Raw genomic sequence first — 12,638 nt, 5'->3', positions numbered from 1 at the left:
GGTCTAAAATTATGGGTAGTTTTTCAGGATATTTACCGTATGCTTTTGCATTGATTATCGCAATTCCTTTTCTGGTTTTGCTGAGACAATTTGTACATTCGTACATTACCCTTAAAAATCAGGAAATCAAACTGCTTTCTGTAAAATCAAATTCGGAAAACAAAGCACATTCGTATGAAAGGATGACTCTTTTTTTAGAAAGAATAAAACCATCAAACATCATTCAGAAATTTGATAAAGATCTGGCGGTACACGAATTTATCTTTCTGAGTGAAAAGACCATCAATGATGAGTTTGAATATAATTCTTCACAACAGCTTTATATTACAAAAGGATCATGGAAGAATATTGTAGATTCTAAAAATGCTTTGATCGATTTACTTCACAAGACCTATGATGGACTAAACGGAAATGCAGATCTTGAAGAATTCAAAACTATTTTTATCATGAACTATATGGAAGGCGATGATTATATTGCAGCCACTATAGAAGATCTTAGAAGAGAAATTTTAATTATAACTTAAAAAATAACAGATAAATAATGATTCCAAATTTTAAAGCACATCCATGGCACGGGGTTTCTGCAGGAGAAGATGCGCCAAATGTTGTCAATGTATTCGTGGAAATCGTTCCTTCAGATACAATTAAATATGAAGTAGATAAAGAAACAGGATTTTTAAAGGTAGACAGACCTCAGAAATTTTCTAATATTATTCCCGCTTTATATGGGTTCGTTCCAAGAACATATTGCCATAATGAAGTAATGAAACTGGCTATCGAAGCCGGAGCTGATGATGTGACGGAAGGAGACCATGACCCGCTTGATATTTGTGTATTAAGCTCTCACAATATCCACTCTGGAGGATTATTAATGGAAGCTATTCCAATCGGTGGATTTAAAATGATCGATGGAGGTGAAGCTGATGATAAAATCGTTGCCGTAATGATCGGTGACCACGCTTTTGGACATTTCAGAGATATTTCAGAACTTCCTGAAGCAGAAGTTAAGAGATTGATGCACTATTTCTTAACCTATAAGAATTTACCAGATGAGCCTGCTAAGTGCAGAATTCATGAGGTTTATGGAGCTGAACACGCTAGAAAAGTGATCAAGGCTTCTCAAAAAGATTATGCAGAAAAATTCGGAGGCTAAGAAATCGCATTCCAAAATTATAATAAGGGCAGATGAATTTTCATCTGCCTTTTCATTTGTCAATTAATAAAATATTGAGGGTATTAGCATCACCGTCAGTCATAAAAGTATAAAATTTTATTTTCTTTTATAAACAGGCACTCCTTCTTTTATCGTTTCCAATACTTTAATATTCCTTATTTTCTCAGGATTAATGGTCAGGGGATTTTGATCAAGGATAACCAGATCAGCTAATTTTCCTGCCTTAATAGAACCTTTTGTAGTTTCTTCGTGAATTTGATAAGCGGCATTGATGGTAATTGCTTTTAGTGCCTGAAGTGGTGTGATTCTTTCATCAGGTCCCAAGATTCGTCCGGATCGGGTCTTTCTGTTGACTGAGGAATATACTGCTGTAATTAAATCAGGAGGTGTGACAGGTGCATCGTGATGCATGGTAAAGATAATTCCTGCCCGCAAAGCAGAATTCGCAGGGCTAATGAATGAAGCTCTTACCGGCCCGAAAACACTTGAATAGTGCCAATCACCCCACAAATAAACATGAGTAGAAAAGTAAGAGGGAATCAGACCGATGTCTTTAATTTTTTGAATATGATCAGGGCGGCTGTTCTGAACATGAATAAGTGCAGCCCTTAGTTCCGGCTTGTAGATATTTTCTTCCTTTAGTTTTCCAATTACTCTCAACGCCTGGTCAATCGCTGCATCTCCGTTTACATGAAGTTGTGCTGTAATATTATTCTGAAACAAATTTTTCAGATCATCATATAAAACCTGGTCAGAGAATATGGGAAAGCCTTTGTAATCAGAAGACTGACCTTCAGGAGGTATAAGATATGGCTGGGTAAGCCAGGCTGTTTTGCCCTGTGGAGAGCCGTCGTCTGAAAATTTAAAGCCTCCAAGTTTTAAATGATTGCTGTACTTCATGTACTTAGGTTTAAAAGTATTCAGATCTTTTTTGAAGTATTCATAATCAGGAAAATAAATAACGTCTGCTTTAAAAAGATGTTCAGCAGCAGCTTTTTCCAGAAGATTTACACTTTCTCCCATTGTTCTTCCGTCACAGGTGGTGGTCTGGCCGTAGCTAAGCCATTCATCCTGAGCTTTCATAAGGTTCTGAATGGCTAGATCCTGTGAGTTTCCTGTTTCCTTACTCATCTTTTCTGTAAGAGATAAGAGCGCCATAAAACTTGCATTTTCCTCCAGTTTACCATTCAGTTTACCATCTTTTTTATTTCTTCCGTAATGTCCACCTTCAGGATCTTTTGAAGATTCAGATATTCCAAGAAGTTTAAGCATCGCTGTATTGGCTACACTTGCATGCCCGGAAGTATGGATGACAATAATAGGATTGGTTTTGCTTATGGCATCCAATTCGTCTTTCGTTGGATGCCGGTGTTCTGTCATAATCGCATCATCATATCCATTACCTATAATAGGCTGGCTTTTTGAAACAGAATTTTCTATAATATATTTTTTAATGGTATTTTGAAGGTCTTCGATAGAATTAACGGTTCCATAGGGTTCAGGAAACAAATCAATAGCCTGCATCATTCCTGCTCTTGAGGTAAGATGGCCATGAACATCTATAAAACCGGGGAGTAAAACTTTCCCCTCCAGATTAATGATTTTTGTTTTATCATCTGTATAATGATTCGCTTCTGATTGGGTTCCTGCAAAAAGTATTTTACCATTTTTTAATGCTACAGCTTCCACTTGGGGCGTAGCCTCTTCCATCGTTAAAATTGTTCCTCCAAAATAAAAGACGTCTGCCTTTTCTTTTTCAGGGATGCTTTTACAACTGATAACAATAAGAGATGCTGAAAAGATTAATTGAATTAATGCTTTCATGGATATTTCGTTTTATGGTGTTCAATAAATTTAAGGAAAAATATATTGTAAGACAAGGTTTAATAAAACACTGGAATTTTTGTTATATTTATAAAACTAATTACTATTTATTAATATAAAAATAATAAACTATGGATTTGTTCTATTTAATTCCGGTTTTTGGCGTTGTCGCCTTATTGTATACTTTTCTGCAGAGTAACTGGGTAAGTAAGCAGAATGCCGGAAATGAGAAAATGAAAATAATCAGCGGACATATCGCTGACGGTGCTATGGCCTTTCTAAAGGCTGAGTACAAGATTTTAACTTATTTCGTTGTTGTAGTATCTATACTTCTTGCGGTGATGGGATCCAGTAATTCCAATTCTCACTGGAGTATTGGTCTCGCTTTTGCCGTTGGAGCTGTGTTTTCGGCTCTCGCAGGGTTTATAGGAATGAAGATCGCTACTAAAGCTAATGTAAGAACTGCAGAAGCCGCAAGAACCTCACTCTCCAAAGCGCTAAAGGTTTCTTTTACCGGAGGATCTGTTATGGGAATGGGAGTTGCTGGACTGGCTGTACTTGGTTTAGGTGCTCTTTTTCTGATTATTAAACAGATTTTTGCTCCCGATGCCACGGTAGATTCCCATGAAATGGAAAAAACCATTGAAATTCTTACCGGATTTTCTCTCGGTGCAGAATCGATTGCGCTTTTTGCCCGCGTGGGGGGTGGTATTTATACAAAGGCAGCAGACGTGGGAGCTGACCTTGTGGGAAAAGTAGAAGCAGGTATTCCCGAAGATGATCCAAGGAACCCAGCTACAATTGCTGATAATGTTGGAGACAATGTTGGAGATGTAGCAGGTATGGGAGCCGATTTATTTGGTTCGTATGTAGCAACGGTACTGGCAACAATGGTTTTGGGAAGAGAAACAATGTCTGACGATGCTTTCGGAGGATTTGCTCCAATTCTTCTTCCAATGCTTATAGCCGGAACAGGAATTATTTTCTCAATGATAGGAACTCTATTTGTGAGAATCAATGAAAATGACGGTTTGTCTACTTCCAGTGTACAGAATGCTTTGAATCTGGGGAACTGGGGAAGCATTGTGATTACAGCTATATCCTCTTACTTTCTGGTAAATTATCTTCTTCCTGAAAAAATGACTCTTAGGGAACATGAGTTTACGAAAATGGGCGTTTTCGGAGCTATAATGGTAGGACTTGTGGTGGGTACTTTAATGAGTATTATTACAGAATATTACACGGCTATGGGTAAAAGACCTGTTGCCAGTATTGTAAGACAGTCTTCTACAGGCCATGCAACGAATATTATAGGCGGTTTGGCAGTAGGGATGGAATCTACACTGCTTCCAATCCTTGTCTTGGCAGGAGGTATATATGGATCGTATTTATGTGCAGGGCTTTACGGGGTAGCAATTGCTGCTGCGGGAATGATGGCAACTACCGCCATGCAGCTGGCCATAGATGCTTTTGGTCCGATTGCAGATAATGCGGGAGGAATTGCCGAGATGAGTGAACTTCCAAAAGAGGTCCGTGAAAAAACAGATATTCTGGATGCAGTAGGAAACACTACAGCAGCCAGCGGAAAAGGATTTGCTATAGCTTCTGCAGCATTGACTGCACTTGCTTTATTTGCAGCCTTTGTTGGAATTGCAGGTATTGACGGAATTGACATTTACAGAGCCGATGTTCTGGCAGGATTGTTTGTTGGGGGAATGATACCGTTTATATTCTCTTCCCTTGCCATTACTGCAGTAGGACAGGCAGCCATGGCTATGGTAGAAGAGGTAAGAAGACAGTTTCGTGAAATTCCTGGGATCTTAGAAGGAAAAGCACAACCTGAATATGAAAAATGCGTTGCGATATCTACCGATGCATCTATCAGAAAAATGATGCTTCCAGGAGCTATTACTATTATTTCTCCCATTTTGATAGGATTTATTTTCGGACCAGAAGTTTTAGGAGGATTTTTAGCAGGAGCTACTGTATGTGGGGTTCTGATGGGAATGTTCCAGAATAATGCAGGAGGGGCATGGGATAATGCTAAAAAGTCATTTGAAAAAGGCGTTGATATCAATGGTCAGACTTATTATAAAGGATCAGAACCCCATAAAGCTTCGGTAACAGGAGATACCGTGGGAGATCCATTTAAAGATACTTCAGGGCCATCAATGAATATCCTTATTAAGCTGATGTCAATTGTTTCATTAGTTATTGCACCAACATTGGCAGTGATTCATAAAGATAAGATTGAAGCCAATAGAAAAGCTAAACTGGAAAGTCTGACAAGAGCTTACAACGCCAGTTCACCTACAGCGCATGCAGGAATCCAAACGGTTTCCGTTTCTCCAAAAGAGATCAAAGGACACCTTAACGAAAGCGGAGACTTTGTATATGAGACCGGAGCTATCCAGGAAATAAAACTGAAAGGAGGAAAGACCATCACATTAGGAGAAGGAAGCAGATTATTCCAGTTGCATAATGCGATAAAACAAAAAGATCAGACCGTAATAGATCCCAATAACTGGTATACATTAGAAAATCTTTATTTTGAAACAGGGTCAAGTGATCTTAAAGCCGGATCAGAATTACAGTTGAATAATCTTGCCGAAATTCTAAATGCCTATCCTGACCTGAAAATAAAATTAGGAGGCTACACAGATAACACCGGTAATGAAGAAAGCAATCAGAAGTTATCAAATCTAAGAGCTCAGACTGCAAAATTGAAGCTATTGGAACTGGGAATTTCTTCAGACAGGGTAGAAGCTGAAGGCTATGGATCTCAGCATCCGATTTGTGAAGCAAATGATAGCGATGAATGTAAGGCAAAAAACAGAAGAATTGATGTAAGAGTTTTAAGTCTCTAAAATCAATTATTTAAATAGATAAAGCACTGCCTCAGGCGGTGCTTTTTTTATAGATAGAGGGAAATGCTATTGCTATAGATTTTTTTGCAGATATTCAAGAGCCTGAATAATCAATTCATCTTTTTTTGCAAAACTAAAACGGATATAGTCAGAGTTTTGGCGTGAATTATAAAATGCAGAAAGTGGCAGGCACGCTGTTTTTTTTTCTATTGTCAGCCATTTTGAAAACTCTACATCGGTCATTTTCTTGGAGATACTCCTGAAATTGACAACCTGAAAGACGCTTCCTTCTGCTTTTTTAGTTGCTTCTAAGGGGGTGTAGGCAATCATTTCATTAAACAGATCCCTTTTCCCCTGCATTATATGTCGGTTTTCTGAAGAATCAAACACTTCTAAATATTTAGCGATAGCGTATTGAGCAGGAGTGTTGGCGCTGTAAGAAATATACTGTTGATGACATCTGAATTTTGCGGTAAGAGATTCAGGGGCCAGCAGGTAGCTTACTTTCCAGCCGGAAGTATGAAACATTTTTCCAAATGAAAAAATACAGAACGTTCTGTTTTTGAGTTCAGGATGAAGAAAAGAGCTGTAATGATCAAGACCATCGTAACAATAGGTATCATAGATTTCCTCCGAAATAAGATAAATTTCCTGATTTTTTATCAGGTCATATAACTGCGACCAGTCATTTTTTTTCCAAATGGTTCCGGTAGGGTTTTGTGGTGAATTAACAATAATGGCTTTTGTTTTCTCAGAAATGCATTTTTGAAATATTTCCCAGTTTACAGCAAAATCATTATCGAGATCATAATAAACAGGAATGCCACCATTTAAAATAATAGAAGGCCCGTAAGTATAATAAGAGGGCTGAATAACGATGACTTCATCTCCTTGATTTAAAATAGATTTGAGGGCAGTATATAAAGCAAAGGTTGCACATGGTACGATCGTGACCTCATTTTCCTTAAGTTTAATGCTGTTTATTCTTGCTGCGTTGTAGGTAATTATATTTTTGATCAGCAAGGGATTTCCTGCAAGGGGCTCATATTGATGGCATTGAAGATCGGCAGCTTCTTTTAAAAATAATTTCAGACGGTTGTCGATATCAAAGTCGGGGAGTCCTAAAGACAGATCAAAGCTATTATGTTTTATGGCGAGTGCAGACATTTCCGTGAAAAAGGAATAATGTGTAAATCCGTAAATATTTTCCATCTATATTGCATTTATATCAAATATAAGAAAAATAGACATTCATTAAAGATTAAATAAAATTTGTTATTTTTAAGCAAATTATTATCATATGAAAAAAATACTTATCCCGTTGTTGGGGCTAACTTTGATGGTTAGTTGTGGAACAGCGAAAACTTCTGAAGGAGTCTCAGCTCAGTCCTCTTCTGCAACAAAAAGTGATAAAGCATTTCTGTCTGCATATAAGACGATTAAGGCTGATGAATTAAAGAAAAACTTATATGTAATTGCTTCCGATGAAATGGAAGGACGAGACACGGGCAGCCCCGGACAAAAGAAGGCTGGTGAGTATATGATTAATTATTATAAAAGCTTGGGAATTACTCCTCCGAAGGCGTTGGGATCATATTATCAGAAGGTTCCCGCTGAATTTATGAAAAAAAGAGGAGGAGGAAATCTTCCTGATTCCGAAAATATACTGGCTTTTATTGAAGGAAGTGAAAAACCTGAGGAAATTGTGGTAGTTTCTGCACATTATGATCATGTGGGAACGAAAAATGGGGTGGTGTATAATGGCGCGGATGATGATGGAAGCGGTACCGTAGCGGTTATGCAGATCGCAAAAGCATTTCAGGAGGCTAAAAAAGCAGGAAATGGGCCTAAAAGATCCATTCTTTTCCTTCATGTAACAGGAGAGGAACACGGGCTTTTTGGCTCTGAATACTATGTAAACAATCCTGTATTTCCACTTGCGAATACGGTAGTAGACCTGAATATTGATATGATTGGGCGTGATGACGCTGAAAACAGAGGCAAACAGTACGTTTATGTAATCGGTTCGGAAATGTTGAGTTCTCAGCTGAAAGTGATCAATGAAGCAGCCAATAAAAAGACCAGTAATTTGGAACTCAACTATAAATATGACGACCCCGCAGATCCGGAGCAGCTCTATTACCGTTCAGATCATTATAATTTTGCCAAGAATAACGTTCCGGTAGCCTTTTTCTTTGATGGTATTCATGAAGATTATCATAAGCCAACGGATGACCGTGAAAAAATTGATTATCCCCTGTTGGAAAAGAGAACGCAGCTTGTTTTTGCTACAGCGTGGGAAATTGCAAACAGAGCGGAAAGAATTGTGGTAGACAAGAAATAATAGATAGCGTTGGATTATTAAAAATACAAGTAAATTACTTTAAATAACAAGTGGTAAGACTTGGGAAATCAAATGTTTTTGATGCTTTATATCTGGTTTTCCAGCAGTACACAATTTGTTTTGGATAAAATTTTTGCGGCTTAAAAGCATCAGGTAAATTAAGAATCGGACTTCTAGTTGATGAACATATAATATATTCAATAGGAACGGGCTTATGCCCGTTCCTATAAAAAAGAAATAAAAAACATATGGCTTTAGCCAATATATCCATGAACATACTAATTCGTGAAGCGAAACCTGAAGACATTCCACAGATTCAAATGGTAAGAAATTCTGTAAAAGAAAATATGCTGTCTGATCCGGGATTGGTAACCGATGCTGACTGTGAGGAATTTCTATTTGAAAGAGGAAAAGGCTGGGTATGCGAAATAGAATCCAGAATTGTCGGGTTCTCTATTGCAGATCTTAAAGAACATAATATCTGGGCACTTTTCATACATCCCGATTTTGAGAATAGAGGTATTGGAAGAAAACTACACAATATTATGCTTGACTGGTATTTTACCCAGACCTCTGAAGATGTCTGGCTCGGAACGGCACCGGAAACAAGAGCGGCTACATTTTACAAAAAATCCGGCTGGGAGGAAACAGGGACCCATGGAAAAGAGATCAAATTTGAGATGACTTATAATAACTGGAAAAGAAAACGATGATACAGCAAGTGAAATCTATCAGACCATTTATAGGAGCCGGAAACTTTGAAATAAGCAGAAACTTTTATAAAGACCTTGGGTTTGAGGAAGTAATCCTTGATTCTAAATTATCTGTGTTTAAAAAAGAGCAAACTGCTTTTTATCTTCAGGATTATTATGCCAAAGACTGGATAGAGAATACCATGATCTTTATGGAAGTAGAGAATACTGATGAATTCTGGAAGGAACTTCAGGCTTTGAATCTTACAGAAAAATATGAAAGCGTGAAACTCACACCCGTAAGAACAATGGATTGGGGCAAGGAGTGTTTTGTACATGATCCGGCGGGAATCCTTTGGCATTTCGGTGAATTTTTTTAATGATGATAGAAATATGATTTACGCTTTTGATACTTATTATTACGAGGACTATGCCAATACGGTTTGTATTGCATTTGAAGATTGGACCTCAGAAAACGAATCCGATATTTTTGTCGAAAAAACGGATATTACATCTGATTATGAGAGCGGTGCTTTCTATAAAAGGGAATTGCCCTGCATTTTAAATTTACTGAGGAAGATCAGATTACAACAAGGAGATCTTATTATTGTTGACGGTTATGTTACACTGGATAATGATGGGAAAATTGGTCTGGGAGGCTATCTGCACGAAGCTTTAGATGGGAAATACTCCATCATAGGAATTGCAAAAAATAAATTTGCATCAACGGATTCTCAAAGGAGAGCTGTATTGAGGGGCGAAAGTAAAAGCCCGCTATTTCTTACAGCGAGAGGAGAAGATGTGGATGACCTGTTGCCTAAAGTAGTGCAGATGCATGGTTCTTATCGAATGCCCACATTGCTGAAAAAACTTGATCAGCTGAGCAGAGCATAAAAGTAAACTTCTCACAAATATCTTGTGAGAAGTTTTTTGAATCAAAATATACCGATCGGTATATTTTGACTATATTTGTTATGAAATAAAATTTTTAACCAATAATATATCAGTTGGTATATTTAAATTCATACATATGAAAGACGTATTTATTGTTGCTGCAAAACGCACACCCATAGGGGGATTTATGGGAAATCTATCAGGTTTTACGGCAACACAATTAGGTGCATTGGCCATTCAGAATACTTACGAAAGTATATCACTTTCTCCCGAACATATAGAAAGTGTATACATGGGAAATGTCCTGGGAGCAGGAGTAGGACAATCACCTGCAAGACAGGCATCTGTTTTTTCTAAAATTCCTGTGGATAAAGATGCTACTACAATCAATAAAGTGTGTGCCTCAGGAATGAAGGCAGCGATGATAGGGGCGCAACAAATCCAGCTGGGGCTGGAAAATATAGTCATGACCGGCGGTATGGAAAGTATGAGCAATGTTCCGCACTACACCTATCTTAGAAAGGGACTGAAACTTGGCGATGCTAAGATAATAGATGGGCTCATTAAGGATGGTCTCTGGGATGTGTACCATGATTTTCACATGGGAAGCGCCGCAGAATTGGGAGTGAAAAAATACGGACATACAAGACAGGAATTGGATGATTACGCTTTACTTTCCTACAAAAGAGCTCAGGAAGCAACGACGAATAACAAATTTAAAAGTGAACTGATTACCATGTCTGTGGAGAACAAAGCGAAAAAAACACTTATAGACCGGGATGAAGATATAGCTAAGCTTATTCCTGAAAAGATTTCTTCGTTAAAACCTGTATTTGAAAAGGATGGCTTACTGACAGCCGCAAATTCCAGTAATCTGAATGATGGTGCGGCGGCTGTGTTGTTAGCATCTTCTGCAGCATTGGAACAATATGGGCAAAAACCTTTGGCAAAAATTATAGCATATGCTGATGCAGCTCAATCTCCTGAATGGTTTACAACTTCTCCCTCTATTGCTATCGAAAAAGTACTGAAGCAGTCGGGTCTTGCATTAGCTGATATTGATTATTTTGAAATCAATGAAGCCTATAGTTCGGTCATTTTATCCAACCAGCAGATTCTAGGGTATCATCTTGATAAGGTAAATGTGTATGGTGGAGCTGTTGCTTTGGGACATCCAATAGGAGCTTCGGGGGCAAGGATTATTACAACGCTGATCCATGTTTTGCAACAGGAAGGCGGACGATATGGAATTGCTGCTATTTGTAATGGAGGTGGAGGAGCTTCAGCTATTCTTCTCGAAAACATAAACTAAATAGTTTTGGAATAATTACATAAGTTGTCATTTGAATACAGAGGTTTCCTTTTTTCAGTGACAACTTGTTGATTATATTTGAATTAAACCTATTGTTTTGCAGGATTAAATTTTAATTCCGCACACGATTTTTAATAAACTGATAAATATCATCACATTCTTATTTTTATTGATTCTAAATAAATATAAATTTGTCTCAAGAAAATAAAGGAATAAATGAAGAAATTATCTACTCTTTCTGCCGTAGTATTCTATATGATGATGAATGCGCAGTACTGTTCTCCGGCATTTGAATATGGAGCCGACAGTAACATGATCACCCATATTAGTTTTGGGAATATCAACAATCCATCATCTTCTCAAAATGGGAACTCACAGATTCTTGAAGACTTTACATCAATGTCAACAGACCTCCAGGCTGGGAACAATTATCAAATCTCCGTAAAAGGACCGTCAAGTACTTTTCCAAGTGATGTTGTAGTATTTATTGATTTTAACAGAAATGGTAATTTCGACGATGCAGGAGAAAGTTTCTATATTGGAAGGTTGGGAGCTGCTAATCCTTTCAACGCCTTAACAATCAATGGTAATATTTCAGTTCCGGCTGGTGCATCCCCAGGGGTTACAAGAATGAGAATCCTTAAAAACACAAATGTAGCAGCCTATTCGAATCCAAATGCTGCAAACTCTATCAATACTGCTTGCGATACTAATCTGCGTGCAGGACAGGCAGAAGATTATACCGTTAATATTACAGGAAACAATGTAGGTTTTCCTTCACCGTATTGTGGAGCTGAAAATGTTACCACTTTAACAGTAAGTGAAATTACAAAGGTAGAATTTACAGGAATGTCCAATGACAGCAATATCGATGGAAATTCAGATGTCATCGAGAATTTTACGAATACTGTTTTCAATGTAAAAAGAGGAAGTTCTTATCCGATGACGATAACCGGAGGAACTCAGGGACAGACATCGGTATCTGCTTATGCTTATATTGATCTTAATCATAATAATTTTTTTGATACCAATGAAGTATTCAAATTAGGTTATCTTGATAATTCTAATCCTATTGCTGGCAAACAGTCGGGAGTAACATCAGGAACAATCGATATTCCTGCTGATGCACTACTGGGACAAACCCGTATAAGAATTGTAAAGGCCTACGAATCCAGTTCCTGGATGGGAACTCTGGAAAATCTTCCATGTCCTTCAGGATGGTTCATCGGGCAGGCTGAAGATTATACTTTAAATGTACAGCCGGCAAATCTTGGGACATCTGAAGTAACAAAAAAATCTTCAGCAAAAATTTATCCTAATCCAACTTCAGGTTCAGTATATGTGAAAACTGAAGAGAGACTTGAAAAATACGAAGTATACAATATCGCAGGGCAGAAGCTCATGGAAGGCACATCCAATGTTGTTAATATGGACAACCTTACATCCGGAACTTACCTGATCAGGATTTATACTAAAGATAGAAAAAGTATCACTGAAAAGATCATCAAAAAATAAGAAACACTTATCTAAT

General features: G+C 37.7%; 11 protein-coding genes. 9 read left to right on the top strand and 2 right to left on the bottom strand.

All coding sequences use genetic code 11. From position 1 onward, the window contains the following. The first annotated feature begins 11 nt into the window (after positions 1-11). Positions 12-524: a DUF7935 family protein gene (locus IW16_RS24000; protein WP_034750779.1), complete on the top strand. Its 513-nt coding sequence runs from the start codon at positions 12-14 to the stop codon at positions 522-524. Positions 525-541: 17 nt separating this feature from the next. Then, positions 542-1,153 carry an inorganic pyrophosphatase gene (locus IW16_RS23995; protein ID WP_034750777.1) on the top strand — a complete coding sequence of 204 codons (612 nt, stop codon included), beginning with the start codon at positions 542-544 and terminating at the stop codon, positions 1,151-1,153. 117 nt (positions 1,154-1,270) lie between these two features. Here IW16_RS23995 and IW16_RS23990 read toward each other — a convergent pair whose 3' ends face one another. Beyond that, positions 1,271-2,998: an amidohydrolase gene (locus IW16_RS23990; RefSeq protein ID WP_034750774.1), complete on the bottom strand. Its 1,728-nt coding sequence runs from the start codon at positions 2,996-2,998 to the stop codon at positions 1,271-1,273. A gap of 131 nt (positions 2,999-3,129) precedes the next feature. Between IW16_RS23990 and IW16_RS23985 the strand changes: the two genes are divergently transcribed. After that, complete coding sequence (locus tag IW16_RS23985) at positions 3,130-5,865, top strand: sodium-translocating pyrophosphatase (RefSeq protein ID WP_034750771.1); 2,736 nt, start codon at positions 3,130-3,132, stop codon at positions 5,863-5,865. Between the two features lie 72 nt (positions 5,866-5,937). Here IW16_RS23985 and IW16_RS23980 read toward each other — a convergent pair whose 3' ends face one another. Continuing rightward, positions 5,938-7,077 (bottom strand): aminotransferase class I/II-fold pyridoxal phosphate-dependent enzyme, encoded by a 1,140-nt coding sequence (locus IW16_RS23980; protein WP_034750768.1) that lies wholly within the window; start codon positions 7,075-7,077, stop codon positions 5,938-5,940. Between the two features lie 88 nt (positions 7,078-7,165). On the opposite strand from IW16_RS23980, the gene IW16_RS23975 reads away from it, so the two are divergent. The 6 genes from IW16_RS23975 to IW16_RS23950 all read left to right on the top strand — a co-directional run bounded on the left by IW16_RS23975 (position 7,166) and on the right by IW16_RS23950 (position 12,622). Then, complete coding sequence (locus IW16_RS23975; protein ID WP_034750765.1) at positions 7,166-8,209, top strand: M28 family metallopeptidase; 1,044 nt, start codon at positions 7,166-7,168, stop codon at positions 8,207-8,209. 269 nt (positions 8,210-8,478) lie between these two features. Then, on the top strand, positions 8,479-8,922 hold the full coding sequence (locus IW16_RS23970; RefSeq protein WP_228376988.1) for a GNAT family N-acetyltransferase: 444 nt from the start codon (positions 8,479-8,481) through the stop codon (positions 8,920-8,922). Further along, positions 8,919-9,281: a VOC family protein gene (locus tag IW16_RS23965; protein WP_034750763.1), complete on the top strand. Its 363-nt coding sequence runs from the start codon at positions 8,919-8,921 to the stop codon at positions 9,279-9,281. The genes IW16_RS23970 and IW16_RS23965 overlap by 4 nt, the downstream gene beginning before the upstream one ends. Before the next feature lie 13 nt (positions 9,282-9,294). Beyond that, positions 9,295-9,795, top strand: coding sequence for an endonuclease V (locus IW16_RS23960; RefSeq protein WP_034751382.1), 501 nt, complete (start codon positions 9,295-9,297; stop codon positions 9,793-9,795). 136 nt (positions 9,796-9,931) lie between these two features. Next, positions 9,932-11,107, top strand: coding sequence for an acetyl-CoA C-acyltransferase (locus IW16_RS23955; RefSeq protein ID WP_034750760.1), 1,176 nt, complete (start codon positions 9,932-9,934; stop codon positions 11,105-11,107). A 216-nt stretch (positions 11,108-11,323) separates the two neighbouring features. Next, positions 11,324-12,622 carry a T9SS type A sorting domain-containing protein gene (locus IW16_RS23950; RefSeq protein ID WP_034750757.1) on the top strand — a complete coding sequence of 433 codons (1,299 nt, stop codon included), beginning with the start codon at positions 11,324-11,326 and terminating at the stop codon, positions 12,620-12,622. The last annotated feature ends 16 nt before the right edge of the window (positions 12,623-12,638 follow it).

The organism is Chryseobacterium vrystaatense (genome assembly GCF_000737765.1).
In the GTDB taxonomy this organism is placed as follows: Bacteria; Bacteroidota; Bacteroidia; order Flavobacteriales; family Weeksellaceae; genus Chryseobacterium; species Chryseobacterium vrystaatense.
Note: the sequence above shows the minus strand (reverse complement) of the source record. Positions and strands in the feature narration are given on the sequence as shown.